We start from the raw sequence: 25,101 nt of genomic DNA on the forward strand, positions 1-25,101 counted from the left end.
GCTTCAACTCAGCGAAGGGTTGCGCACATGGGCATTCTCTCTCTCCTGCGGAACGCGTTCGGCCGGTCACGCAAGGAGCGCACCGCCGAGGCAGAGACTGCGGAACGGATTCCCACCCAGGAAACCCCGTCAGCCCCCACACCTGCCGCCGCCCCCGAGCAGCCCGCGGCCCGCATCCCGGAGCCCCGCCCGGAACCCGGCGACGAACACGACCTCGTCACGGCAGCCTTCGACAACGTGACGGCCCCGAAGCAGCCCGACACCACGACGCCGACGAAGCCCCCGGCCCCCGAGGCCGAGGCCACCACCGCCCCCGAGCCGGAGCCGGCCGCCGAGCCGACGGCACCCGAGCGGGAGCCTGCCGTCGAGCCCGAGCCGACCGTGGCCGAGCCCAAGTCGACCGTGGCCGAGCCGGGGCCGACGTCGCCCGAGCGGGAGGCTGTCGCCGACCCCGGGCCGACGGTGGACGAACCCGAGCCGACGGCGGCGGAGCGGGAGTCGGCTGCGCTCGAGCGGGAGGCTGTCGCCGACCCCGAGCCGACCGTGGCCGACCCCAAGTCGACCGTGGCCGAGCCGGAGCCGACAACGGCCGAGCAGGAGGCTGTCGCCGACCCCGAGCCGACGGCACCCGAGCCCGAGCCTGAGCTGTCGGTGGAGGCCCCGGTGACGGAGCCGAAGGCGGAGCCCGCACCCGAAGAGGCCACGGCAACCCCCGAGGCCGAGGCAACGCCCTCGACCGATGAGCTCACGCCGGCAGCCGAAGCAGAGGCGACGGCGACCCGCGAGGCCGAAGAGGTGACGGAAGAGGCCGAGACCGCCACCGAGGCCCAGCCGGAGCCGGTCGCGGAGGCGACCCCGGAGCCCGAGCCCGCGGCGGAGCCGACCGAACCCGCAGCTCAGCAGCCCGAGCCTGCGGCGGAGCCGGCAACTCAGCAGCCCGACGCCACGGCCGAACCGGCGGAGCCCGCCGCGCAGAGCGGACCTGCGGACGCCGACGGCGAGGACGCCCCACAGGGGCCACCCGCAGCCGACGACGAAACCCGCACGGGCGGTGCGGGTGGGAACACCCCGGCCGAAGGCGAAGCCGAGGCCGCAACCGCACCCGAGGCCGGCCCAGAAACCGGCGCCCAGGACAGCCCCGCAACCCCACCCCACCTCACCACCGCCCACACCGCAGCCGCCTCCACCCTCGAGAAACTCAACCTCTCCGAGGCCCGAGCGGACATCTACCTCGTCCTCGACCGCTCCGCGTCCATGCGCCCGTACTACAAGGACGGCTCGGTCAAGGCCCTGGCCAACCAGACCCTCGCCCTCGCCGCCCACCTCGCCGAGGACAAGAACGTCCACGTCGTCTTCTTCTCCACCGAGCTCGACGGCACCGCCGACCTCACCCTCACCGACCCCGAGGACAAGGTCGACGACCTGCACGCGGGGCTGGGCCGCATGGGCCGTACCAGCTATCACGCCGCCGTCGAAGCCGTCGTGGAACACCACGTGGCGCGTCACAAGAAGGCCTCGAAGACACCGAAGGCCAAGGCCTCGAAGACCCCCGCCCTCGTCGTCTTCCAGACCGACGGGGCCCCCGACGCGAAGACCCCCGCCACCCAGTCCCTCACGGACGCCGCGAAGAACCACCCCTCCCTCTTCTTCTCGTTCGTCGCCTTCGGCGAGCACGACAACAAGGCCTTCGACTACCTGCGCAAACTGAAGACCGGCAACACGTCGTTCTTCCACGCCGGCCCGACCCCCCTGGAGCTCACGGACGCCGAGCTCTACGAAGGCGTACTGGCCACCTGGCGCCCGTAGCCCCGACGGCGCGCCCACCCGGCCGCCGGCCGCCCGTGTCACCGACCCCCGTGCCGCCCTCTTCTCACCCCGTAAAACGAGAAGCGGGCGGCACACCCCTGTCGGCTACGATTTCAAGGTTCCGTACATAGCAACCTGGGAGCAGCCCGAGATGGCTCGACACCTCATCACCAGCGCCCTTCCGTACATCAACGGGATCAAGCACCTGGGCAACATGGTGGGGTCCATGCTCCCGGCGGACGTGTACTCCCGGTACCTCCGCCAGCGCGGCCACGACGTCCTCTACATCTGCGCGACCGACGAGCACGGCACCCCCGCCGAGCTCGCCGCGAAGGAGCAGGGCCTGCCGGTCGAGGAGTTCTGCGCCCAGGCGCACGACGCCCAGAAGGCCGTCTACGACGGTTTCGCACTCGCGTTCGACTACTTCGGCCGGAGTTCCTCCCCGCAGAACGTCGAGATCACCCAGCACTTCGCCCGCCGCCTCCAGGAGAACGGCTTCATCGAGGAGCGGGCGATCCGCCAGGTGTACAGCCCGGCCGACGGCCGTTTCCTCCCGGACCGCTACGTCGAGGGCACCTGCCCCCACTGCGGCTACGACAAGGCCCGAGGCGACCAGTGCGAGAACTGCACCCGGGTGCTCGACCCCACCGACCTGGTCGACCCGCGCTCGGCGATCAGCGGCTCCACGGACCTGGAGGTCCGCGAGACCAAGCACCTGTTCCTGCTGCAGTCCAAGCTCCAGCACGAGGTCGAGGAGTGGGTCGCCCGCCACGAGGACGACTGGCCGCAGCTGGCCTCCTCCATCGCCCGCAAGTGGCTGAACGAGGGCCTGCACGACCGCGCGATCACCCGTGACCTGGACTGGGGCGTTCCGGTCCCGGCCGACACCTGGCCGGAGCTCGCGGCCGAGGGCAAGGTCTTCTACGTCTGGTTCGACGCCCCGATCGAGTACATCGGCGCGACGAAGGAGTGGGCGGACCAGGCCCCCGACGGCGAGACGCGGGACTGGAAGTCCTGGTGGTACGAGGCGGACGCCGGCGAGAACCCCGTCCGCTACACCGAGTTCATGGCGAAGGACAACGTCCCCTTCCACACGGTGATGTTCCCCGCCACCGAGCTGGGCGTGCGCGAGCCGTGGAAGAAGGTCGACTACGTCAAGGCCTTCAACTGGCTGACGTACTACGGCGGGAAGTTCTCCACCTCCCAGAAGCGCGGCGTCTTCACCGACCAGGCCCTGGAGATCCTCCCCACCGACTACTGGCGCTACTTCCTGATCGCCAACGCCCCGGAGTCGGACGACTCATCCTTCACCTGGGAGCACTTCACGGCCACGGTCAACAAGGACCTGGCCGACACCCTCGGCAACTTCGTCAACCGCGTGCTGTCCTTCTCCAGGAAGCGCTTCGGCGACGACGTCCCGGCGGGCAGCGAGCCCGGCGAGGCCGAGACGAAGCTCGGCGGGCAGATCGCCGAACTCCTCGCCGAGTACGAGTCGCAGATGGAGGCGCTGCAGTTCCGCAAGGCGGCCGCCGCCCTGCGCGCGCTGTGGTCCGCGGGCAACTCCTACCTGGAGGAGAAGGCCCCCTGGCTGGAGATCAAGACCGACAAGGACGGCGCTGCCCTCACCCTGCGCACGGCGATGAACCTGATCCACCTCTACGCGGTCGTCTCCGAGCCCTTCATCCCGGCGACGTCGGCGGCCATGCGCCAGGCCTTCTCCCTGCCGGACGACACCGCCACCTGGGTCACGGCGGACGAGGCCCGCGCTCTCGCCTCCGTCCCCGCCGGCACGCCCTTCACGGTCCCGCCGGTCCTCTTCGCCAAGCTCACGGACGACGACCTGGAGGAGTACAAGGAGCGCTTCGGAGGCCAGGAGGCATGACGGCGTCCGGGTCGTACTACGTCACCACCCCGATCTACTACGTCAACGACGCCCCGCACCTCGGCCACGCCTACACCACCGTCGCCGGTGACGTGCTCGCCCGCTGGCACCGCCAGCGCGGCGAGCGGGTCTGGTTCCTGACCGGCACGGACGAGCACGGCCAGAAGATCCTGCGCACCGCCGAGGCCAACGGCGTCAGCCCGCAGCAGTGGGCGGACCGGCTCGTCGAGGAGTCCTGGCGCCCCCTGTGGGAGCACCTGGAGATCGCCCACGACGATTTCATCCGCACCACGCAGAAGCGGCACACCGACCGCGTCCAGGAGTTCGTGCAGGACCTGTACGACCGGGGCGAGATCTACAAGGGCGGCTACGAGGGGCCGTACTGCGTCGGCTGCGAGGAGTACAAGCTCCCCGGCGAACTCCTCGACGGGGAAGGCGAGTTCGCGGGGCAAAAGCTCTGCCCGATCCACCGCAGGCCCGTGGAGGTCCTCAGCGAGGAGAACTACTTCTTCAGGCTGAGCGAGTACGGCGAGCGGCTCCTCGCCCACTACGAGGCGAACCCCGGCTTCATCCAGCCGGAGTCCGCGCGCAACGAGGTCGTGAACTTCGTCCGGCGGGGGCTCCAGGACCTCTCGATCTCCCGCTCGACGTTCGACTGGGGCGTCCCGGTGCCCTGGGACCCCGAGCACGTGATCTACGTGTGGGTGGACGCGCTGCTGAACTACGCGACCGCGGCCGGCTACAACGAGAACCGGGACAAGTTCGAGTCGACCTTCCCGGCCGACGTCCACCTGGTCGGAAAGGACATCCTCCGCTTCCACGCGGTGATCTGGCCGGCGATGCTGATGGCGCAGGGCCTCCCGCTGCCCGGCAGGATCGTGGCGAACGGCTGGCTGATGGTCGGCGGCGAGAAGATGTCGAAGTCCAACCTGACCGGCATCAAACCGCAGGACCTCACCTCGCACTTCGGCGTGGACGCCTACCGCTGGTACTTCCTGCGGGCGATCGCCTTCGGCCAGGACGGCTCCTTCTCCTGGGAGGACTTCTCCGCCCGCTACACCAGTGAACTGGCCAACGACTACGGCAACCTCGCCTCCCGGGTCGCGGCCATGGTCGGCAAGTACTTCGACGGCGTGCTGCCCGAGGCCACGGCCGACGGCCCGGCCGAGGAGGCGCTGCACGCCGCCCTCGCCCGCACGGTCACCGAGGCCGACCGCCGCATCGGCGACGAACTCGACTTCCAGGGTGGCATCCTGGCGGTCTTCGACTTCGTCAAGCAGGTCAACGGCTACCTCACGCAGCAGCAGCCGTGGAAGGTCGCGAAGGACGGGACGCCGGCCGGCAGAGCCCGCCTCGCCACAGTCCTCTACACGGCCGCGGAGTCGCTCCGCGCGATCGCCGTGCTGCTCCATCCGGTCATGCCGGACACCTCCCGCAAGCTCTGGGACTTCCTGGGCGCCGAGCCCCCCTTGGGCCCGCTCACCGACCAGCGCGTCCAGGAGGCGGGCGCGTGGGGTCGTCTCCCCGCCGGCACGACGATCACCAAGGGGGAGATCCTCTTCCCCCGCCTGGAGGAGAAGCCCACCGCCTGACGCGAGCCGGGCGCCGCGGGCAGGCCCGGGGAAGCGGGTGTTCCCTCCGTCACCGCTTCCCCGGGAGTCGGAGGGCCGTCAGGAAAGGACGCCCGCGCCCGTCGTGGTCGCCAGTTCGGTCGGCAGATTCGTCGCGGGGGTGAGTCCGGCCGTCAGGGTCGGGGTCCAGTTGACCGTCGTCTTCAGGTCCTTGGAGGAGGCGGCGTTGTAGGCGGCGACGAGGTCGGTCGCCGTGCCGTTGACGAGGTTTCCGGAGTCCTTGACCGCGCCGGTGCCGTCGCCGCTGAGCAGCTTGGCGACCTTCACGCTCGACGGGACCTTCCAGTAGTTGTTCTCCGAGACGACCTGGGCCTTGGCGCGTGAGTTGATGCTGTACTGCACCGCGTAGCCGTTGAGAGGCGTGACGTCGTACAGGTTGTTGTAGATGTGCACCTGGCCGACCCGGGCGAGCGGGGCGCGCTGGACGATGCCCTTCCACACGTTGTGGTGGAGGGAGACGCGCAGCTTGCCGGCGGGCTCGCTGTCGCTGCTGCCGATCAGCATGGTCTTGTCGTGGCTGGTGAACTGGTTGCGGGAGACGGTCACCAGGTCGGAGCTCTTGGTGATGTCGAGTGCCCCGTCGTGGATCTGGTACTCGCGGCCGAAGTACTTCGGGTTCGCGGTGTCGAAGTGCGGGGCGTCGGTGAACGTGTTGTGGTCCGCCCACACATGGGTCGCGCCGCGCAGGGTGACGGCGTCGTAGTTGCTGTTCCAGTTGCCGTCGTCGCCGTCGGTCGGGTCCCACTGGGGGAAGCAGTCCTCGGTCGCGGCGAAGGTGAGGTTGCGGACGATGACGTTGTCCACGCCCTGGATCTGGAGCATGGCCCCGGTGAGACCGGCGCCGGTGCCGGGCACGCCCACGATCGTGGTGTTGGCGGGCACCTTGAGGACGACGTTCTTGGCCTGCTTGGTCTGCGCCGCGACGCGGGCCGTCTCCTGGGCGCCGGAGGGCAGCTTGGAGCGGCCGTAGGTGGCGGGGTCGAAGGCCTTCAGGTAGGCGGAGAGCGAGTAGCCGGTGCCGGACGCGTAGTCGGCGCACGTCAGCTTCTTGCCCGAGTCGTCGGTGTTGGCGTCGATCGTGCCCTTGACCTTGATGATCCGGGGCGTGGTGTCGGACGCCGAACCGAGCGCCTTCACCAGCTCGGCGCGGGTGGACACGGTGAAGGTGTGCGCGGCGTCGGCCTTGCTGCCGCCGGTCGTCCCCGTCCCCGAGGACGCCCAGCCGTCCTTGGCGGCGAGCGTCTGGTGGTACAGGTCCACGGTCCCGGCGTTGGCGTTCGCCACGAGCACCCCGGCCCCGGCCGCGGCGGCCACGAAGGCGGCGGACACGGCGAGAACACGACGCTTGCGAAGAGACCGTCGGTGGGAGGGAGCTGCCACGGGTGAATCCTTACGAGAGGAAGCGGTTACGCCCTCTCAGTGGCCACCACATCGACAGAAGTTGCCGCCCCGTCGGATTTTTTTGCGCGGCGCAGACCTGGTGGCCCTGCCGGCGGAGTCGTCCGGCACGTCCGTCACCCTGTGGAACCCGGTGACACGGGGGACGTCCACCGTCACCTCCACCACCTAGAAGGCCGACCTGTCAGAAACGTGGGGACGGGCTGTGCCGTTCCATGGATCTGTGCCGTCTCGGTGCCGCGCCGTCTCATGGGTCAGCGGTCCACGGGCGCGGTGGCCGACGCCAGGGCCAGATCGGCGCGTGCCCGGCGCAGATGTTCCAGCCCTTCCCTGGCCGTTTGTGTGACCTCCTCGTACTGAGCCGCCGTACGCGCGCTCGCCAGCAGCGCCCGGGCCCGCCGGTGGCATTCCGCCGCGCTGGTCAGCGCCCCCGCCGCCCCCTCGTCCGCGTCCTCCCAGGTCCGCGGGTCGGGTGGGGTCATGCCCCCGCCGAGCCGGACGAGCCAGTGGTTCGCCTCCGCCTCGGCGTCCAGGCCGGACGGGCGAAGGACCCGACGGCCGCGTCGCCGGACGACGATCCCGGCGACCGCTCCCGCGATCAGCAGCACCGAGAGCGTGATCGTGAACCCCATGGCTGTGGCTTCCCTCCCTGCCCCGCCGGCCCGCGCCGGCCCCGCCCTCCATGGAACGGCAGGCCGCTGTGGGCGTCCTCCGTGATTCCTGTGCGCCCCCGGTGAGAGGAAGGCGACCTTTGCCCACCCATGCGAAAGGGACCTGGAACCGACGTCGGTTCCAGGTCCCTTTCCAGGTCAGCGCCTCGCGCTCGCCGGCTGCGCCTTACTTCGGCTGCGGCTTGCGCACGCTCAGGTGCAGCTCACGCAGCCGCGCCTCCTCCAGCTCCGTCGGCGCGCCCATCATCAGGTCCTGGGCGTTGCCGTTGAGCGGGAAGGCGATCGTCTCGCGGATGTTGGGCTCGTCGGCCAGCAGCATCACGATGCGGTCGACGCCGGGGGCGATGCCACCGTGCGGCGGGGCGCCGAAGCGGAGCGCGCGCAGCATGCCGGCGAACTCGCGCTCGACGGTCTCCTCGTCATAGCCGGCGATGCCGAACGCCTTGAGCATGATGTCCGGCTCGTGGTTCCGGATCGCGCCGGAGGACAGCTCGACGCCGTTGCAGACGATGTCGTACTGCCAGGCCAGGACGTCCAGCGGGTCCTGGTTCTCCAGGGCGTCCATGCCACCCTGGGGCATGGAGAAGGGGTTGTGCGAGAAGTCGATCCGGCCGGTCTCCTCGTCCTTCTCGAACATCGGGAAGTCGACGATCCAGCAGAAGCGGAAGACGTTCTCCTCGAAGTGGCCGGAGCGCTTCGCGGCCTCGACGCGCACCGCGCCCATGATCTTGGAGACCTCGTCGAACTCGCCCGCACCGAAGAACACGGCGTGCCCGGCGGCCAGCGACAGGCGCTTGGTCAGCTCGGCGACGTTCTCCTCGGTGAGGAACTTCGCGATCGGGCCGGACAGCGAACCGTCCTCGGCGACCCGCACCCACGCCAGGCCCTTCGCACCCTGCGAGACGGCGTAGTCGCCGAGCTGGTCGAAGAACTTGCGGGGCTGGTCCTGCACCGCGGGCACGGCCAGCGCGCGCACGTGCTTGCCTGCGAAGGCCTTGAACTCCGAGCCCTCGAAGACATCGGTGATGTCCACCAGCTCCAGCTGGGCGCGCAGGTCCGGCTTGTCGGAGCCGTACTTCAGCATCGCCTCACGGAACGGGATCCGCGGGAAGGGGGAGGTGACCTCACGGCCGTTGCCGAACTCCGTGAACAGCTCGGTCATCAGCTTCTCGATCGGCTGGAAGACGTCCTCCTGCTCGACGAAGCTCATCTCGACGTCGAGCTGGTAGAACTCGCCCGGCGAGCGGTCCGCGCGGGCGTCCTCGTCACGGAAGCAGGGCGCGATCTGGAAGTAGCGGTCGAAGCCGGAGATCATCAGCAGCTGCTTGAACTGCTGCGGGGCCTGCGGAAGGGCGTAGAACCGGCCCGGGTGCAGCCGGGAGGGGACCACGAAGTCACGCGCGCCCTCGGGGGAGGTCGCGGTGAGGATCGGGGTCGCCATCTCGTTGAAGCCGAGGGCCACCATCTTGTGGCGGATGGCGGAGACGACCGCCGTGCGCAGCATGATGTTGCGGTGCATGCGCTCGCGGCGCAGGTCCAGGAAGCGGTACTCCAGGCGCCGCTCCTCGTTGACGCCGTCCTCGGCATTGATCGTGAAGGGGAGCGGCTGGGCGGCGCCGAGCAGCTCCACCTCGCCGACCTCGACCTCGACCTCACCGGTGGGCAGGTCGGGGTTGACGTTCTCCGCGCCACGGGAGACGACCTTGCCGTCGACGCGGACGGTCGACTCCTTGGTCAGCCGGTCGAGGGCGTCGTAGGCGGGCGTCCCGGGACGGGCCACCAGCTGAGTGATGCCGTAGTGATCGCGGAGATCGATGAAGAGGATGCCGCCCAGGTCGCGCCGATTGTGCAGCCAGCCACTCAGCCGGACGTCGGTGCCGACGTCAGAGGCGCGGAGCTCGCCGCAGGTGTGGGACCTGTACCGATGCATCGTCGTTCATCCAGTCTTCGCGGATCGGGGGCTGTGTCGCGATCTGTGCCGCGGTCACGTGTTTCACGTGAAACAACCCCCAGCGTACCGGGCGGCCCACGGTCGGCTCCCCTCCATTCCCCGCGGGGTGATCGGTCGGTGAACAGTGGCACGCTTCGATCGCCTGTTCTTAAAGTAGGTCAATGCGCACTGGCGAGCCTCTGCCCGCCGTGGGAGAGGTCCTCGCCTCCCTCGCGACCGGCCTGTGGCACTGGAGCACGGCCACCGGGCTGGTCACCGTCGACGCCGAGGCGGCCAGGCTGCTCGGCCTGCCCGCCGAGGAGGCCGTCCTCACGGAGGCCCAGGCCCGGGCCCGGATGCACCCCGTCGACTGGAACGAGATCACCGGCGTGGTCCAGCTCGCCGTCGCCGAGGGAACTCTCGCCGAGGTGCGCATCCGGATCATGGACGATCAGGGGCGGGTCGTCCGGGTGGCCCGCAGCCGTTCCAAGCCGTCGTTCGACCCGGAGCTGCAGGCTTACGAACTGATCGGCACCCTCCAGGAGGTCACCGAGCCCCGGCCCGGCACCCCCGCCGGACGCACCGCCGTCACCGGCGACTGGCGGCGCTCCCGGGAGGCGTTCCTGCTGGACGCCGGCCGTGCGCTCGCCGAGGCACGCTCCACGGAAGAGGTGCTGCGGGTCGCGGCGGCGCTGTCGATGCCCGGCTTCTCACCGGACGGACTGGCCGTCTTCGGCGTCGAGGGCGACCGGCTGACGGTGATAGGGCACCACGGGCAGAAGGAGCGCGAAGAGGACCCGTTCACCCAGATGTCGCTCCAGACCGACTATCCGGCGGCGGAGGTGGTCCGCACCGGCCGGGCCGTGTATCTGTCCTCGCCCGGTCAGTACAAGGAGCGCTATCCGCTGACCTGGCCGCTGGCCTCCCACTTCGGCCGCCAGTCCTGGGCGTTCCTGCCGCTGACGGTGGCCGGCCGCACGATGGGCGCCTGGATGGCGGCGTTCACCTACCCGGTGGCGTTCACTCCCGACGAGCGGTCCGTGCTCACGACCGTGGCCCGGATGCTCGCCCAAGCCCTGACCAGGGCCGGCGCCGCCGAGACCCAGCGCGAGCTGACCGACGGGCTGCAGCGCTCCATGCTGCCCACGCTCGGCCCGGAGATCCCGGGCATGACCCTCGCCGCCCGCTACATCCCGACCGGCGGCGGCCTCCAGGTCGGCGGCGACTGGTACGACGTGATCCCGCTGCCGGGAGGCGCCTCCCGCACGCCGTCCGAGGGCGGCCGTTTCGCCCTGGTCATCGGCGACGTCCAGGGTCATGACGTACGCGCCGCCGGCCTGATGGGACAGCTGCGCATAGCGCTGCGGGCCTACGCATCCGAGGGCCACCGCCCCGACGCCGTCCTCTCCCGCGCCTCCCGCTTCTTCCACGGTCTCACCCACACCGGCGACGCCGACGCACCCGCCGATCCCCGCTTCGCGACCTGCCTCTATGTGGAGGTCGACCCGGTGACCGGGATCCTGGAGACCGCCCGGGCCGGCCATCTCGACCCGGCGGTCCGGATGACCGACGGCACCGTCCTGGTCCGGGCCACGGCCGGCGGGCTCCCGCTGGGCATCGACCCCGACTCCGACTACCCCACCACCCGGATCGCCCTGGAGCCCGGCGAGGCGCTGATGCTGTGCACCGACGGTCTGCTGGAGACCGGCGGACACGACCTCGACACCGGCTGGGGCCGGGTCCGCAAGACACTGGAGGCGCACGAGGGCGACCTGGAGGAACTGGCCGACGCGCTGGTCCAGGCCGTGCACGGCCCCTCGTCGCACCACACCACCGGCCCGCTGGCCGACCGCCGCGAGGACGACATCGCCGTCCTCCTCCTCTCCCGGCACGCCTCGCCCGCGCGGCCGTCCGGGCGGCGGACCATGCTGACCGTCGCCCAGGCCGAGCCCGAGCGGGTCGCCGAGGCCAGGCAGCAACTACGCGAGCTGCTGCACGACTGGCCCTGCGCCGACCAGGTCGACTCGGCGGTCCTGCTGGTGTCCGAGACGTTGACCAACGTGCTCGTGCACACGGACGCCGACGCGCTGCTCGTCGCCGAGGTCACCGGTCCGCCCGGCGGACGCCGTATCCGCATCGAGGTCACCGACACCAGCGACGACCTGCCCCACAAACGCAGCCCCGGCGAGCTGGCGTCCTCGGGCCGCGGCCTGATCCTCATCGAACTGCTCGCGAACGCGTGGGGGGTGTCACCGCGCGGCCAGGGCAAGAGCATCTGGTTCGAGCTCTACGAGCCCTCCGCTGACGGGGTTCCCGGCGCTCCGGCCTCCGGGGGAGCGGTGTAGCGCTCCCGCAGTTCGTACATCACCCCGAACGCGGCGGCCGTCAGCGGCACGGCGAGCAGCATGCCGAGGATCCCGGCGACGGAGGCGCCCGCGGTGATCGTCAGCATGACCACCGCCGGGTGCATCTGCACGGTCCGGCTCTGGATCATCGGCTGGAGCACATGCCCCTCCAGCACCTGCACGGCGAGCACCACCCCGAGCGCCCACAGCGCGATGACGAACCCCCGGTCGGCGAGCGCCACCAGCACGGCGACCCCGCCGGAGAGGAAAGCGCCCAGATAGGGGATGTAGGCGCCGACGAAGACCAGCGCGCCCAGCCCCGCCGCGCCGGGTACGCCCAGGACGAGCAGTCCGACGGTGATGCAGACGGCGTCGATGAAGGCGATCAAGGTCGTCCCCCGCATGAACCCCTCGACGGCGCGGAAGGCCCGCCTTGCCATCGCCTCGACGGTGTCCGCGGTGCCGCGCGGGGCGACGGCCCGCAGCCCGTCGACGGCGCGGTCGGAGTCGCGCAGGAAGAAGAAGACGAGCAGGAGCGCCAGCACCGCCATGGCGATGCTCTCGCCCACCACGCTCACCCCGCTGATCACCCCGGAGGCCGCGGTCCCGCCGAACTTGCGGAGCAGCTCCCGGGCGTTGGAGGCGACGTCGTCGAGCGAGGTGCCCGCAGCCCCGAAGTGCTGTGTCAGCCCTCGTGCCGCCTCCTTCAGCGAGGCGACGATCTCGTCCCCGCTCTCGATGAGCGCGGCGACGACGATGTAGACGGCCCCGCCGACCACCGCCACCACGGCCACGCACGTGACGGCGGCGGCCACCGACCGGTTCACCCGCGCCTTCACCATCCGCCGGTGGAAGGGCCCGAGCAGCGCGCTCCCCAGCAGCGCGAGCAGCACCGGCACGACGGCGGTGCGCAGCTCCGCGCACAGCCGGATCCCGACGTACCCGACGCCCGACACGAGCAGGACGACGGCACACCAGGCAGCGAGACGACGAACGGCTTCGGGCAGCAGACGCACCCCCTCAGCGCACCACGGTCCCCGCCCCCTGTCTCCCGGAGGCACCCCAGCCGGGTGACGGGGCGTCACCAACCGCAGAATCGATACCTCGTTGCCCTAACGGGTGAACTTCCTTTCGGGCCATGCGGGGCGCATATGCGCCTGCCTAGCTTCCGTGGCTGGAGGTGATGCTCGATGTACGAGCACAACGACACGCCGTCGGACGAGCCGACGGCACGACAGGACGCGATCGACATCAACGACTTCGTGTTCGCGGCCACGGGAGCGCGGGTACGGAGGCTGACCACGCCGGAGGGGGAGCACTGGTTCGTGGCGGCTGACGTCGCCACGGATCTCGGGTACGCAAACACACGGCAAGCGCTCGGTTGGCACGTTGCAGCGGATTGCACCAGGCGGCTGGATGAGATTGCACAAGGCGTCTATGGAGTAGACACCTCACGCAAACTTGCAGCTCACAAGCTGCAGAAGTCGATGAAGATGGTGAACCTGAAAGGTCTCGTCGCTCTCGTCAACGGTTGCACGAAGCCGGAGTGCGGCCCCTTCAAGACCTGGGTCTCGGAGGTCGTCGCGACGATCCAGCGCGACGGTTCCTACACCCTGGAGCCTGCTGCCGTGCAACCCGCCGCCACCGGCGGCACCGCCTACGTCATGCCGGTCCAGGTCGCCGACGCCATCGTCCGGCTGGAGGAGCGGAACATCCGGGCGGACGAGATGATGCTGGCGTTCCAGGCCCAGCGACAGGGCCTTCTGGAGGAGCAGAACGGTCTCCTGAGGGCGAACAACGGTTTCCTCCAGGAGATCAGCCACAGCCTGCGTGACATCGCCGACGCCCTCAGGAATCCCGCCGACGGTCCCCGGTCGGCCGCGGAGCCGAAGGTGACGGCGCAGGAACTGCTCGCCGCCTGGAGGGCCAAGAACCTCGTCGTCACGGACGACGTCCACGCCGTGGCCGCCTACCTGGCGCCGGCCCTCGTCCGCGGTGAGGCCCGCTACCGGGTGGAGGACATCGTCAACCGGACGGGGCTGTCGCAGGACCGTGTCCACGACTGCCTGCGGATGCTGCTGAAGCGCGGGTGCGTGCGGCAGGCCGGATGCGAAGACGGGGCACCGGTGTACGTCCTGCCGTAACCGGCCCCCCGGGGGCAGCGAGCGGGCCCGAAGCCGCAAGAACACTTTGCGGCTTCGGGCCCGTTTCGTACCGTACCGGTTCCCGCAGGCCTACAGGCCCTTCTCCGTCATTCCGTGCACCGCCGGGATCGTTCCGAGCCGTCCCTTCTGGAAATCCTCGAACGCCTGCTGGAGTTCGTCACGGGTGTTCATGACGAACGGGCCGTAGTGGGCCATCGGCTCGCGGATCGGCCGGCCGCCGAGGAGGACGACCTCCAGGTCCGGCGTGTGGGAGTCCTGCCGTTCGTCCGCGCGGACGGTCAGCGAGGAGCCGGCGCCGAAGACGGCGGTCTGGCCCAGGTGGACGGGCCGGCGCTCCGCGCCCACCGAACCCTTGCCGGCCAGGACGTACGCGAGGCCGTTGAAGTCCTCCCGCCACGGCAGGGTGATCTCCGCGCCCGGCGCAAGCGTCGCGTGGACCATGGAGATCGGCGTGTGCGTGATCCCGGGGCCCGCGTGGCCGTCCAGCTCGCCCGCGATGACCCGCAGGAGCGCACCGCCGTCGGGCGAGGTGAGCAACTGGACGCTGCCGCCGCGGATGTCCTGGTAACGCGGCGCCATCATCTTGTCCTTGGCCGGCAGGTTCACCCAGAGCTGGAGACCGTGGAACAGACCGCCGGACATGACCAGCGACTCCGGCGGCGCCTCGATGTGGAGCAGGCCGGCCCCGGCCGTCATCCACTGGGTGTCGCCGTTGGTGATGGTGCCGCCGCCGCCGTTGGAGTCCTGGTGGTCGAAAACCCCGTCGATGATGTAGGTGACCGTCTCAAAGCCGCGGTGCGGGTGCCACGGGGTCCCTTTCGGCTCCCCAGGCTGATACTCAACCTCGCCCATCTGATCCATCATGATGAACGGGTCGAGGTGACGGTAGTTGATCCCCGCGAAGGCCCGGCGCACCGGGAAGCCCTCGCCCTCGTATCCGCTGGGCGCGGTGGTGACGGCGAGCACGGGACGGGCGACGGCGTCCGCCGGGGCGGCCACGCGGGGCAGCGTCAGCGGGTTCTCGACGGTCACGGCGGGCATGTCGGTACCTCCTTGGGCGACGTGCGGACCACTTTAGTTGAGCGTTGAACTTTCTGCCACCCAGAACGACGAGAGCCCGGAGGACATTCCCTCCGGGCTCCCACCGTCACAAGACGAGAAACGTCACAGGACGAGGAGATCGACTACCCGTACATCCGGCGCATCGCGAAGTCCACCATCTGCTCGACCGCCTTCGCGTCGAAGACCATCCGGTGCTCACCCTCCATGTCGAGGACGAAGCCGTAGCCGGTGGGCAGCAGGTCGAGCACCTCGGAACCGGAGATCACGAAGTACTTGGACTCCTTGCCCGCGTAACGGCGCAGCTCCTTCAGCGTGGTGAACATCGGGATCACCGGCTGCTGGGTGTTGTGCAGGGCGAGGAAGCCCGGGTTGTCGCCGCGCGGGCAGTAGACCTTCGAGGTCGCGAAGACCTGCTGGAAGTCCTCGGCGACCATCTGACCGGTGGTGAAGGCGCGTACCGCGTCCGCGAGCGAGGGCGGGGACGGCTCGGGGTACAGGGGCGGCTGCTGCCCGTAGCCGCCGGCCATGGGCTGCTGCGGCGGGGCGTACTGCTGCTGCGCGCCGCCCCCGTCCATGGGCTGGCCGTATCCATACATGAGCGCAAGCGTACCGAGCGCCGCCGCAGGGCGGGCCGGGACGGCGTTCCGGTCTGACGCGTCACACCTTCCCCGACGGGGTTGCGACTTATTACCGACGGGTAGCATCATCGGTAGCTACTTGTTGGTAAGCGAACTAGCGCGAGGAACCACAGTGCCTCGCCGATCTCTTCAACGGATCACGGGAGCCGTCGCCATGGGGCACTACAAGTCGAATCTCCGCGACATCGAGTTCAACCTCTTCGAAGTACTCGGACGCGACAAGCTGTACGGCACCGGTCCGTTCGGGGAGATGGACACCGAGACCGCCAAGAGCATCCTGGAGGAGCTGACCCGCCTCTCCGAGAACGAGCTGGCCGAGTCCTTCGCCGACGCCGACCGCAACCCGCCGGTCTTCGACCCGGAGACGAACACCGCGCCCGTCCCGGCGTCCTTCAAGAAGAGCTACAAGGCGTTCATGGACTCGGAGTACTGGCGCCTGGGCCTGCCCGAGGAGATCGGCGGCACCACCTCCCCCCGCTCCCTGATCTGGGCCTTCGCCGAGCTGATCCTGGGCGCCAACCCGGCCGTCTGGATGTACTCCTCGGGCCCCGCGTTCGCCGGCATCCTCTTCGAGGAGGGCAACGAGGTCCAGAAGCACATCGCCAAGGTCGCCGTGGAGAAGCAGTGGGGCTCCACGATGGTCCTCACCGAGCCCGACGCCGGATCCGACGTCGGCGCCGGCCGCACCAAGGCGGTCCAGCAGGAGGACGGCTCCTGGCACATCGAGGGCGTGAAGCGCTTCATCACCTCCGGTGAGCACGACATGGAGGAGAACATCCTCCACTACGTCCTCGCCCGCCCCGAGGGCCACGGCCCCGGCACCAAGGGCCTGTCCCTCTTCCTCGTGCCGAAGTACCTCTTCGACTTCGAGACCGGCGAGCTGGGCGAGCGCAACGGCGTCTACGCGACGAACGTCGAGCACAAGATGGGTCTGAAGGCGTCCAACACCTGCGAGATGACCTTCGGCGACCGCCACCCCGCCAAGGGCTGGCTGATCGGCGACAAGCACGACGGCATCCGCCAGATGTTCCGCATCATCGAGTTCGCCCGCATGATGGTCGGCACGAAGGCGATCTCCACGCTGTCGACGGGCTACCTGAACGCGCTGGAGTACGCCAAGGAGCGCGTCCAGGGTCCCGACCTGGCGAACTTCATGGACAAGACCGCGCCCAAGGTCACCATCACCCACCACCCCGACGTGCGCCGCTCGCTGATGACGCAGAAGGCGTACGCGGAGGGAATGCGCGCGCTGGTGCTCTACACGGCGTCCATCCAGGACGAGATCCAGGTCAAGGAGGCCGCCGGCGAGGACTTCTCCGCGCTGGAGGCGCTGAACGACCTGCTCCTGCCGATCGTCAAGGGCTACGGCTCCGAGAAGGGTTACGAGCAGCTCGCCCAGTCGCTGCAGACCTTCGGCGGCTCCGGCTTCCTGCAGGAGTACCCGATCGAGCAGTACATCCGGGACGCCAAGATCGACACCCTGTACGAGGGCACGACGGCGATCCAGGGCCAGGACTTCTTCTTCCGGAAGATCGTCCGCAACCAGGGCGCGGCGCTGAACTCCCTCGCCGAGGACATCAAGAAGTTCCTGGCGCTCGGCACCGGCGGCGAGGACCTCTCCGCGGCCCGCGAGCACCTGGCGAAGGCGGCCGTCGAGCTGGAGGCCATCGTCGGCCTGATGCTCACCGACCTCGCGGCCACCGAGCAGGACGTCAAGAACATCTACAAGGTCGGCCTCAACACCACCCGCCTGCTGATGGCGTCCGGCGACGTCGTCGTCGGCTACCTGCTCCTCAAGGGCGCGGCCGTCGCCGCCGAGAAGCTGGAGACGGCCTCCACCAAGGACGTGGCCTTCTACACCGGCAAGATCGCGGCGGCGAAGTTCTTCGCGGCGAACGTCCTGCCGGGCGTGACCCTGGCCCGCAAGGTCGCCGCCGGCGTCGAGCTCGACCTGATGGAGCTGGACGAGGCGGCCTTCTAGGACCTGCCGGAACCTGTGAGGACGCGGCGGGCGGGGCTCGCCGCGTCCGGTTCGGCACGCTTGCGCCGACTCACACACCGTCCTCACGAGGGCCTGCTCCCATCGCCGGGAGCGGGCCCTCGTCCGTCGTTAAGGTGAACCCCATGAGCGCACCCTCCCGCTTCGACCGCGGCCACACCGACGACCTGATGTCCTTCCTGACGGCCAGCCCGTCGCCGTACCACGCCGTGGCGAACGCCGCGGAACGGCTGGAGAAGGCCGGTTTCCGGCAGGTCGCCGAGACGGACGCCTGGGAGGGGGGCAGCGGCGGCAAGTACGTGCTGCGCGGGGGCGCTATCGTGGCCTGGTACGTCCCCGAGGGCGCCGCCCCGCACACCCCGTTCCGGATCATCGGCGCGCACACCGACTCCCCCAACCTGCGCGTCAAGCCGCTGCCCGACGCCGGCGCGCACGGCTGGCGCCAGGTGGCCGTGGAGATCTACGGCGGGCCGCTGCTCAACTCCTGGCTCGACCGCGACCTGGGCCTGTCCGGCCGGCTGACCCTGCGCGACGGCTCCACCCGGCTCGTCGACGTGAGCCGGCCGCTGCTGCGGGTGCCCCAGCTCGCCATCCATCTGGACCGTGCCGTCAACGACGGCCTCAAGCTCGACAAGCAGCGCCACCTCCAGCCGGTCTGGGGCCTCGGCGACGTCCGCGAGGGCGACCTGATCTCCTTCCTGGAGGAGGAGTCGGGGCTGCCCGAGGGCGAGGTCACCGGCTGGGACCTGATGACCCACTCCGTGGAACCGCCCGCCTACCTCGGCCGCGACGAGGAGCTCGTCGCCGGGCCCCGCATGGACAACCTGCTGTCCGTGCACGCCGGAACGGCCGCCCTGGCCGCCGTCGCGACCGGCGGCGCCGGCCTGCCGTTCATCCCGGTGCTCGCCGCCTTCGACCACGAGGAGAACGGCTCCCAGTCCGACACCGGCGCGGACGGCCCGCTGCTCGGGGGCGTGCTGGAGCGCTCGGTGTTCGCGCGCGGCGGGTCGTACGAGGACCGGGCGCGGGCCTTCGCCGGCACCGTCTGCCTCTCCTCCGACACCGGGCACGCGGTCCACCCCAACTACGCGGAGCGGCACGACCCGACGCACCACCCGCGCGTGAACGGCGGCCCGATCCTCAAGGTCAACGTCAACAACCGCTACGCCACGGACGGTTGGGGCCGGGCCGTGTTCGCCGCCGCCTGCGAGAAGGCCGGTGTGCCGTTCCAGTCGTTCGTCTCCAACAACTCCATGCCGTGCGGCACCACGATCGGCCCGATCACCGCCGCCCGGCACGGCATCCGCACCGTCGACATCGGCGTGGCCATCCTGTCCATGCACAGCGCACGGGAGTTGAGCGGCGCCGACGACCCGTACCTGCTGGCCAACGCGCTGACGGCGTTCCTGGAGGGCTGATCGCCCCTCGGCCCGCCCGGGACCAAGGGTGAGCCCCCGCATGCAAGTTGCCTCCCGGGGTATCCGGAGTCAGGGACCGGAACGACCGGTACACCGGACAGGGAGGCGACACTCATGGGCCTCGGCGGGTGCATCATCCTCATCGCCGTGGGAGCCATCCTCACGTTCGCGACCGACTGGGACATGCAAGGGGTCAATCTCGACCTGGTCGGCATCATCTTGATGATCGTCGGCCTGATCGGCGTGACGACCTTCAGCAGCATCGCCCGGCGCCGCCGCGTGATGGTGCCCCCGGCCTCGACCACCGTGGTCGAGACGGACCGGCGCCGCGACGGATACAGCGACGGATACGGCGTGTGACCACCGCGGCGACGCCGCCCGGCCGGGGTCGGACGCTCGGCCCGTCGGGCTAGTGGCTGCGTCCCCCGGCGGCCGCCGGGGAAGCCGTACCGTCATGAGATTCCTCGTACGCGACCGGATCCTCGGCTTCGGTGACGACTACTGGATCGAGGACGACCGCGGCAACCAGGTCTACCTCGTCGACGGCAAGGCGCTCCGGGTGCGGGACACCTTCGAGCTGAAGGACACCCAGGGGCGGGTGCTGATCGACATCCGCCAGAAGATGTTCGCGCTGCGCGACACCATGGTGATCGAACGGGACGGCGAACCGCTCGCCACCATCCGACGCAAACGGCTGTCGCTGCTGCGCAACCACTACCGCGTGTCCCTGGCGGACGGAAGCACCGAACTGGACGTCAGCGGGAAGATCCTCGACCGGGAGTTCGCCGTCGAGTACGACGGGGAACTCCTCGCCGTCATCTCCCGGCGCCGGCTCCACGTGCGCGACACGTACGGCGTGGACGTCGTCCGGGAGGACGCGGACCCGGCACTGCTCATCGCGGTCGCGGTGTGCGTGATCCACCTGGCGGAGAAGGAGCGGGAGGACTGAGCCGCTGCGCCCGCCGGACGATCCCGGCGGGCGGCGCTGCGACACCGTGCTCAGCGGCGCGGGCGCTCCAGGCCGAGCACCCTGTCCTTCAGGGCCGGGAACTGCTCGCGCGTCGTCGCGGTCTTCGCCGGGTCGAAGTCGACCGTGAGGACCTCCTCGCCCTGACCGGCCTCGGCCAGCACCTCGCCCCACGGGTCCACCACGATCGAGTGACCCGCCTGCGGAACTTGTGCGTGCGTCCCGGCCGTTCCACACGCGAGCACGAACGTCTGGTTCTCGACCGCCCGCGCCCGGGCCAGCAGCGTCCAGTGCGACCGGCGGCGCTCCGGCCAGCCCGCCGACACCACCAGGGTCTCGGCGCCCGCGTCGACGAGACCGCGGAAGAGTTCGGGGAAGCGGAGGTCGTAGCAGGTGGCGAGGCCCAGGGTCGTCCGCGGCAGACGGACCGTCACCAGGTCTTGGCCCGCGCCCATCAGCACCGCCTCGCCCTTGTCGAAGCCGAAGCGGTGGATCTTGCGGTAGGAGGCGGCCAGGTCGCCGGAGGGGGAGAAGACGAGAGAGGTGTTGTAGAGGGCGCCGTCGGCGGTGTCCCGCTCGGGGACCGAGCCCGCGTGCAGCCACACGCCCGCGTCGCTCGCGGCCTTGGCCATCGTCTCGAACGTCGGCCCGTGAAGCGGCTCGGCCTCGGCGGCGAACGCGTCGTAGGCGAACGCGCCGGTCGTCCACAGTTCCGGCAGCACCACCAGGTCCGCGCCGGCCTGCTCCCGTACGAGGGCGGCGGCCCGAACCCGCCGGGCTTGCACCGATTCGCCCTCTTCCACGGCGATCTGGATCAGAGAGGCGCGCACACTACCACCGTCCTGGCATTCGAGTCGTCCACACGGGCCTACGATCGTCACACGAAAGCACTGCCGGGGTGACTCCCAGCAGCGTAACTTGGGGGTCTCCCCCGGTTCGAGCCCAGCCGAGAACCGAGGAGCCCCCAGACGACGCCGACAGCAGCCGACCGCCACCTCCCGCTGGCAACGCCGCCACCACCAGCCCGCCCGTGTACCGACCGCCGAGGGGTCCCGTTCCGTGAGTCTGCCTCCCACCCTCCAGCCCTACGCCGACGCCTGGACCCACTCCATCGAAGCGATATCCGAGCTGGTGCAGCCCCTGGCGGAGGCGGACTGGAACCGCCGGACGCCGTGCCCGGGCTGGTCGGTGCGCGACATCGTCTCGCACGTCATCGGCCTGGACTGCGAGATGTACGGCGACCCGCGGCCGATCCACTCCCTGCCCCGCGACCTCTTCCACGTGGCCACCGACCTCCAGCGCTACTTCGAGGTCCAGGTCGACGTCCGCCGGCACCACACCGCGCCGGAGATGACGTCCGAGCTGGAGTACACGATCATCCGCCGCAACCGCCAGCTGCGCAACGAGTCGCGTGCCCCCGACGCCACCGTGCGCGGCCCCCTCGGCACCGAGCTGACCCTGGAGCGGTCCATGCGCGACCACGCGTTCAACGTGTGGGTGCACGAGCAGGACCTGCGCGCCGCGCTCGGCCGTCCCGGCAACCTGGACTCCCCCGGCGCGCACGTCGCGCGGGACGTGCTGCTGGGCGAGCTGCCTGCCGTCGTCGCCGACCGGGCCGACGCGCCGCGCAGTTCCGCGGTCGTCTTCGACGTGCACGGTCCGGTGGAGTTCCTGCGCACGATCCGCGTCGACATCCAGGGCCGCGGCACCCTGGAGACGGTCCCCGCGCTCGGACCGGCCGCCGCCTTCTCCCTCGACTGGGAGACGTACGTCCGCCTGGCCTGCGGCCGGGTGACCCCGCAGGCGGTCGCCGACCGGGTGAAGGCGGAGGGCGAACCGGAGCTGACGGACGCGATCCTGCGGAACTTCGCCGTGACGAAGTGACACCCTGCCACCGATGAACAGGACCGGACCCCACCGGTCGCTGTCGCACAACGGGACGGGCCCGCCGTGAAGATTCACGACGGGCCCGCTGCGTGCATGGACGCCGGAGCGTCAGCCGAGGCGCGCGAAGCCGTAGTTGAGCAGCTTCGTCGCGTCCTGGGCGCGCACGGTCGCGTTCGTGGAGGCCAGCACGGTGCCCACGACCGTCTTGCCCTTGCGGGTCGCGGCGAAGACGAGGCAGTACTTCGCCTCCGGGCCGGAGCCCGTCTTCACGCCGATGGCGCCGCTGTAGCTGCTCAGCAGCGTGTTGGTGTTGACCCAGGGCGCCATGGTGCGCGTGGAGCCCGTCTTGGTGGTGGTCTTCGCCGTGTACGACTTGGTGCCGACGATCGTGCGGAACGTCGGGCTCTTGAGCGCGTTGCTCGCGAGCTTCGTCAGGTCCTTGGCCGTCGAGTAGTTGGCGCCGTTGCCGATGCCGTCGAACGAGTCGAACTTCGTGTTCGTCATGCCGAGCGCCTTGGCCTGGGCGTTCATCTTGCCGATGAACGACTTCACGCGGGCGGCGCGGGTCGTGCCGGTGCCGAACTTGTCGGCGAGCGCGTACGCGGCGTCACAACCGGACGGCAGCATCAGCCCGTACAGCAGCTGACGGACGGTGACCTTGTCGCCGACGATCAGCCGGGCGGACGAGGCGCCCTTCGACACGATGTAGTCGCTGTAGGCCATCTGGATGGTGACCTTGGCGTCCAGGTTGAGGTTCGACTGCGCGAGCACGACCTTCGCGGTCATGATCTTCGTCGTCGACCCCGTGGACATCCGGGTGTTCATACCCTTGTTGTACAGGTCGGCGCCGTTGGCGTTGTTCATCACGTAGCCGGTCTTGGCGGCGATCGTGGGCGTCGCAACGGCTTGCGCGGGCGCCGCGAAGAGGGCACCGGAGGCGAGCATCGCGCCGGTCGTGACGGCGACGGCTCCGGCTCGGCGGGTCCTGATGCCCTTGGTGGCGGTTATCAACTGAAATACCCCGATTACGTCGAATGCCCCTGCGGTGCGGCCGGGTTGAAGGGGAGAAAGAAAAGGGGCCGCATGTGTGTGACACGTAAGTAGCACAGATGGTTGCGCCTTCGCTGCAACCGATTTCCCCGTCACGCCCCCCGGGTCCGCATGATGGACTGCTCCTGCCCATGCGTACGCGTTGTATCTATCCTGTCCGCATGCCGTCCGCCCCACCCGTCCCCGTCAGGCAGCCGCCCGCCGCGGAGCGCGTCTACGCCCACGTCAAACAGGGTGTGCTGGACCGCCGCTACGAGGGAGGCACCCTTCTCACCGAGGGAGAACTCGCCGACGCCGTCGGCGTTTCGCGCACACCTGTGCGTGAGGCGCTGCTGCGGCTGGAGGCGGAGGGTCTGATCAAGCTTTACCCAAAAAAGGGAGCCCTGGTGCTCCCGGTGTCCGCCCAGGAGATCGCGGACGTCGTCGAGACCCGGATGCTGGTCGAGGAGCACGCGGCCCGCAAGGCCGTCCCCGCCCCCGCCGGACTCCTCGCCCGCCTCGAGGAGTTGCTCGAACTGCAGAAGGCGCAGGCCGCCGCCGGTGATCTGGCCGGCGCCGCGGTCACCGACCGCTGCTTCCACGCCGAGATAGTCCGCAGCGGCGGCAACGAGATCCTCTCCCGCCTCTACGACCAACTCCGCGACCGGCAGCTTCGGATGGGCGTCGCCGTCCTGCACTCCCACCCCGACCGGGTCGCCAAGACCCTCGTCGAGCACGAGGAGATCCTGCGGGCGTTGCGCGCCGGCGACGCCGAGGACGCCGTCCGGCTCGTGCACCGGCACGTGGGCTGGTTCTCGCACCTGGCCCGTGGGGAGCTGCGATGAGGGCCGAAGAGCCCGGGGACCGCGAGCACTCCGACGGGCCGGGGAAGCCGTGCGGTCGGGGGAGCGACTTCACCCTCCCAGGTGACCCGCCGGGCGGCCGTCGCGCCGTCGCCGTGTGGGGGATCGGCGTCTGCGTCTACTTCGTCGCCGTCATCTTCCGCACCTCGCTGGGGGTCGCGGGCCTGGACGCCGCCGACCGCTTCGGCGTGAACGCCTCCGCCCTGTCCACCTTCTCCATCCTCCAGCTGCTGGTGTACGCGGGGATGCAGATACCGGTCGGGCTGCTCGTGGACCGGCTCGGCACCAAGAAGGTGCTCGGCATCGGCGTCGTGCTGTTCACGGCGGGACAGCTCGGGTTCGCGTTCTCACCCTCGTACGGCATGGCGCTCGCCTCGCGGGCGCTGCTCGGCTGCGGCGACGCGATGACGTTCATCAGCGTGCTGCGGCTGGGCACCCGCTGGTTCCCGGCCCGGCGCGGACCGCTGGTCGCCCAGTTCGCGGGACTGGCGGGCATGGCCGGCAACCTCGTCTCCACGCTGGTGCTCGCACGGCTGCTGCACGACGTCGGCTGGACGGCCGCGTTCGCAGGCAGCGCGCTCGCCGGGGTCGTCGTCCTCGTGCTGCTGGTGCTGTTCCTGAAGGACCACCCCGAGGGGCACGAGCCCGAGCCCTTCCCGCACCAGGGGGCCGCGTACGTGCGACGGCAGATCGCCGCGTCCTGGCGGGAGCCCGGCACGCGGCTGGGACTGTGGGTCCACTTCACCACCCAGTTCCCGGCGATGGTGTTCCTGCTGCTGTGGGGGCTGCCGTTCCTGGTCGAGGCACAGGGGCTCAGCCGGGCCGCGGCCGGTGAACTGCTCACCCTCGTCGTGCTGTCCAACATGGCCGTCGGGCTCGTGTACGGACAGGTCGTCGCCCGGCACCACGGGGCCCGGCTGCCGCTGGCGCTCGGCACCGTCGGGACGACCTCGCTGCTGTGGGCCGTGACGCTGGCATGGCCCGGCGCGCACGCCCCGATGTGGCTGCTGGTCGCGCTGTGCGCGGTGCTGGGGGCGTGCGGACCCGCGTCAATGATCGGCTTCGACTTCGCCCGGCCGGCCAACCCGCCCGAGCGGCAGGGCACGGCGTCCGGCATCACCAACATGGGCGGCTTCGTGGCCTCCATGACGACGCTGTTCGCGGTCGGCGTGCTGCTGGACGCGACCGGCGACGACTACACCGTGGCCTTCTCCTCCGTCTTCGTCCTCCAGGCGCTGGGCGTCAGCCAGATCCTGCGACTGCGCTCACGCGCGGCCCGCCGGGAACGGGAACGCCTGGTCGCGAGCCGGGTGTCCTCGGTGCACGTCCCCGTGTAGACGAAGTTGCGGGACCGCGCCGGCTGCAGACGCTCACCGTCTCGCGCAGCGGAACCGGCGAACTTCCCTCGCA

At 70.2% G+C, this 25,101-nt stretch carries 20 protein-coding genes; 12 read left to right on the forward strand and 8 right to left on the reverse strand.

Annotation, left to right across the window (positions count from 1 at the left end; translation table 11 throughout):
• Positions 1 to 27: 27 nt before the first annotated feature.
• From EV567_RS11910 to metG (EV567_RS11920), 3 genes are all read left to right on the forward strand, one after another.
• A complete protein-coding gene (locus EV567_RS11910) occupies positions 28 to 1,806 on the forward strand; it encodes a VWA domain-containing protein (protein ID WP_130438992.1) in 1,779 nt (592 codons plus the stop codon).
• A gap of 151 nt (positions 1,807 to 1,957) precedes the next feature.
• A complete protein-coding gene (gene metG, locus EV567_RS11915) occupies positions 1,958 to 3,688 on the forward strand; it encodes a methionine--tRNA ligase (protein WP_130438994.1) in 1,731 nt (576 codons plus the stop codon).
• Complete coding sequence (gene metG, locus EV567_RS11920) at positions 3,685 to 5,280, forward strand: methionine--tRNA ligase (RefSeq protein WP_130438996.1); 1,596 nt, start codon at positions 3,685 to 3,687, stop codon at positions 5,278 to 5,280. The genes metG (EV567_RS11915) and metG (EV567_RS11920) overlap by 4 nt, the downstream gene beginning before the upstream one ends.
• Before the next feature lie 78 nt (positions 5,281 to 5,358).
• Here metG (EV567_RS11920) and EV567_RS11925 read toward each other — a convergent pair whose 3' ends face one another.
• The 3 genes from EV567_RS11925 to aspS form a co-directional block, all read right to left on the reverse strand.
• Positions 5,359 to 6,699 (reverse strand): polysaccharide lyase family 1 protein, encoded by a 1,341-nt coding sequence (locus EV567_RS11925; protein WP_130438998.1) that lies wholly within the window; start codon positions 6,697 to 6,699, stop codon positions 5,359 to 5,361.
• 272 nt (positions 6,700 to 6,971) lie between these two features.
• Positions 6,972 to 7,349 (reverse strand): hypothetical protein, encoded by a 378-nt coding sequence (locus EV567_RS11930; protein ID WP_130439000.1) that lies wholly within the window; start codon positions 7,347 to 7,349, stop codon positions 6,972 to 6,974.
• 205 nt (positions 7,350 to 7,554) lie between these two features.
• Entirely contained in the window at positions 7,555 to 9,318 is a 1,764-nt protein-coding gene (gene aspS, locus EV567_RS11935; RefSeq protein ID WP_130439002.1) for an aspartate--tRNA ligase, read from the reverse strand.
• Positions 9,319 to 9,500: 182 nt separating this feature from the next.
• Here aspS and EV567_RS11940 point away from each other — a divergent pair, with 182 nt between their 5' ends.
• Positions 9,501 to 11,663 (forward strand): SpoIIE family protein phosphatase, encoded by a 2,163-nt coding sequence (locus tag EV567_RS11940; RefSeq protein ID WP_130439004.1) that lies wholly within the window; start codon positions 9,501 to 9,503, stop codon positions 11,661 to 11,663.
• Here EV567_RS11940 and EV567_RS11945 read toward each other — a convergent pair.
• Positions 11,606 to 12,679, reverse strand: a complete 1,074-nt coding sequence (locus tag EV567_RS11945) for an AI-2E family transporter (protein WP_130439006.1) — start codon at positions 12,677 to 12,679, stop codon at positions 11,606 to 11,608. The genes EV567_RS11940 and EV567_RS11945 overlap by 58 nt on opposite strands.
• Positions 12,680 to 12,853: 174 nt before the next feature.
• Between EV567_RS11945 and EV567_RS11950 the strand changes: the two genes are divergently transcribed.
• On the forward strand, positions 12,854 to 13,807 hold the full coding sequence (locus tag EV567_RS11950; RefSeq protein WP_130439008.1) for a Bro-N domain-containing protein: 954 nt from the start codon (positions 12,854 to 12,856) through the stop codon (positions 13,805 to 13,807).
• A gap of 90 nt (positions 13,808 to 13,897) precedes the next feature.
• On the opposite strand, the gene EV567_RS11955 is transcribed toward EV567_RS11950, so the two are convergent.
• Both EV567_RS11955 and EV567_RS11960 read right to left on the reverse strand, forming a co-directional pair.
• Positions 13,898 to 14,869 carry a pirin family protein gene (locus EV567_RS11955; protein ID WP_130439010.1) on the reverse strand — a complete coding sequence of 324 codons (972 nt, stop codon included), beginning with the start codon at positions 14,867 to 14,869 and terminating at the stop codon, positions 13,898 to 13,900.
• A 143-nt stretch (positions 14,870 to 15,012) separates the two neighbouring features.
• The gene (locus EV567_RS11960) at positions 15,013 to 15,486 is read right to left on the reverse strand and encodes an SseB family protein (RefSeq protein ID WP_130439013.1); all 474 of its coding nucleotides are present in this window, start codon (positions 15,484 to 15,486) and stop codon (positions 15,013 to 15,015) included.
• A gap of 196 nt (positions 15,487 to 15,682) precedes the next feature.
• On the opposite strand from EV567_RS11960, the gene EV567_RS11965 reads away from it, so the two are divergent.
• The 4 genes from EV567_RS11965 (at position 15,683) to EV567_RS11980 (ending at position 19,894) form a co-directional block, all read left to right on the forward strand.
• A complete protein-coding gene (locus tag EV567_RS11965; RefSeq protein ID WP_130439015.1) occupies positions 15,683 to 17,509 on the forward strand; it encodes an acyl-CoA dehydrogenase in 1,827 nt (608 codons plus the stop codon).
• Positions 17,510 to 17,652: 143 nt separating this feature from the next.
• Complete coding sequence (locus EV567_RS11970; RefSeq protein ID WP_130439017.1) at positions 17,653 to 18,945, forward strand: M18 family aminopeptidase; 1,293 nt, start codon at positions 17,653 to 17,655, stop codon at positions 18,943 to 18,945.
• Positions 18,946 to 19,059: 114 nt separating this feature from the next.
• Entirely contained in the window at positions 19,060 to 19,305 is a 246-nt protein-coding gene (locus EV567_RS11975; protein WP_130439019.1) for a DUF6458 family protein, read from the forward strand.
• Between the two features lie 94 nt (positions 19,306 to 19,399).
• On the forward strand, positions 19,400 to 19,894 hold the full coding sequence (locus EV567_RS11980; RefSeq protein WP_130439021.1) for an LURP-one-related/scramblase family protein: 495 nt from the start codon (positions 19,400 to 19,402) through the stop codon (positions 19,892 to 19,894).
• Between the two features lie 50 nt (positions 19,895 to 19,944).
• On the opposite strand, the gene EV567_RS11985 is transcribed toward EV567_RS11980, so the two are convergent.
• Complete coding sequence (locus EV567_RS11985) at positions 19,945 to 20,742, reverse strand: carbon-nitrogen family hydrolase (RefSeq protein WP_130439023.1); 798 nt, start codon at positions 20,740 to 20,742, stop codon at positions 19,945 to 19,947.
• Positions 20,743 to 20,971: 229 nt separating this feature from the next.
• Between EV567_RS11985 and EV567_RS11990 the strand changes: the two genes are divergently transcribed.
• Entirely contained in the window at positions 20,972 to 21,796 is an 825-nt protein-coding gene (locus EV567_RS11990) for a maleylpyruvate isomerase family mycothiol-dependent enzyme (RefSeq protein WP_130439025.1), read from the forward strand.
• A gap of 111 nt (positions 21,797 to 21,907) precedes the next feature.
• On the opposite strand, the gene EV567_RS11995 is transcribed toward EV567_RS11990, so the two are convergent.
• On the reverse strand, positions 21,908 to 22,810 hold the full coding sequence (locus EV567_RS11995) for a D-alanyl-D-alanine carboxypeptidase family protein (RefSeq protein ID WP_207228745.1): 903 nt from the start codon (positions 22,808 to 22,810) through the stop codon (positions 21,908 to 21,910).
• Between the two features lie 200 nt (positions 22,811 to 23,010).
• Here EV567_RS11995 and EV567_RS12000 point away from each other — a divergent pair, with 200 nt between their 5' ends.
• Complete coding sequence (locus EV567_RS12000) at positions 23,011 to 23,673, forward strand: GntR family transcriptional regulator (protein ID WP_130439027.1); 663 nt, start codon at positions 23,011 to 23,013, stop codon at positions 23,671 to 23,673.
• On the forward strand, positions 23,670 to 25,028 hold the full coding sequence (locus tag EV567_RS12005) for a nitrate/nitrite transporter (protein ID WP_242620771.1): 1,359 nt from the start codon (positions 23,670 to 23,672) through the stop codon (positions 25,026 to 25,028). Before EV567_RS12000 ends, EV567_RS12005 begins: the two co-directional genes overlap by 4 nt.
• The last annotated feature ends 73 nt before the right edge of the window (positions 25,029 to 25,101 follow it).

Origin of the sequence: Streptomyces sp. BK239 (genome assembly GCF_004217285.1) — a bacterium.
GTDB lineage: Bacteria > Actinomycetota > Actinomycetes > Streptomycetales > Streptomycetaceae > Streptomyces.

Coding starts and splice junctions, on each gene's coding strand:
- EV567_RS11910 (WP_130438992.1), top strand. CDS start 28: ATGGGCATTCTCTCTCTCCTGCGGAACGCGTTCGGCCGGTCACGCAAG.
- metG (WP_130438994.1), top strand. CDS start 1,958: ATGGCTCGACACCTCATCACCAGCGCCCTTCCGTACATCAACGGGATC.
- metG (WP_130438996.1), top strand. CDS start 3,685: ATGACGGCGTCCGGGTCGTACTACGTCACCACCCCGATCTACTACGTC.
- EV567_RS11930 (WP_130439000.1), bottom strand. CDS start 7,349: ATGGGGTTCACGATCACGCTCTCGGTGCTGCTGATCGCGGGAGCGGTC.
- aspS (WP_130439002.1), bottom strand. CDS start 9,318: ATGCATCGGTACAGGTCCCACACCTGCGGCGAGCTCCGCGCCTCTGAC.
- EV567_RS11940 (WP_130439004.1), top strand. CDS start 9,501: ATGCGCACTGGCGAGCCTCTGCCCGCCGTGGGAGAGGTCCTCGCCTCC.
- EV567_RS11950 (WP_130439008.1), top strand. CDS start 12,854: ATGTACGAGCACAACGACACGCCGTCGGACGAGCCGACGGCACGACAG.
- EV567_RS11955 (WP_130439010.1), bottom strand. CDS start 14,869: ATGCCCGCCGTGACCGTCGAGAACCCGCTGACGCTGCCCCGCGTGGCC.
- EV567_RS11960 (WP_130439013.1), bottom strand. CDS start 15,486: ATGTATGGATACGGCCAGCCCATGGACGGGGGCGGCGCGCAGCAGCAG.
- EV567_RS11965 (WP_130439015.1), top strand. CDS start 15,683: ATGGGGCACTACAAGTCGAATCTCCGCGACATCGAGTTCAACCTCTTC.
- EV567_RS11970 (WP_130439017.1), top strand. CDS start 17,653: ATGAGCGCACCCTCCCGCTTCGACCGCGGCCACACCGACGACCTGATG.
- EV567_RS11975 (WP_130439019.1), top strand. CDS start 19,060: ATGGGCCTCGGCGGGTGCATCATCCTCATCGCCGTGGGAGCCATCCTC.
- EV567_RS11980 (WP_130439021.1), top strand. CDS start 19,400: ATGAGATTCCTCGTACGCGACCGGATCCTCGGCTTCGGTGACGACTAC.
- EV567_RS12000 (WP_130439027.1), top strand. CDS start 23,011: ATGCCGTCCGCCCCACCCGTCCCCGTCAGGCAGCCGCCCGCCGCGGAG.
- EV567_RS12005 (WP_242620771.1), top strand. CDS start 23,670: ATGAGGGCCGAAGAGCCCGGGGACCGCGAGCACTCCGACGGGCCGGGG.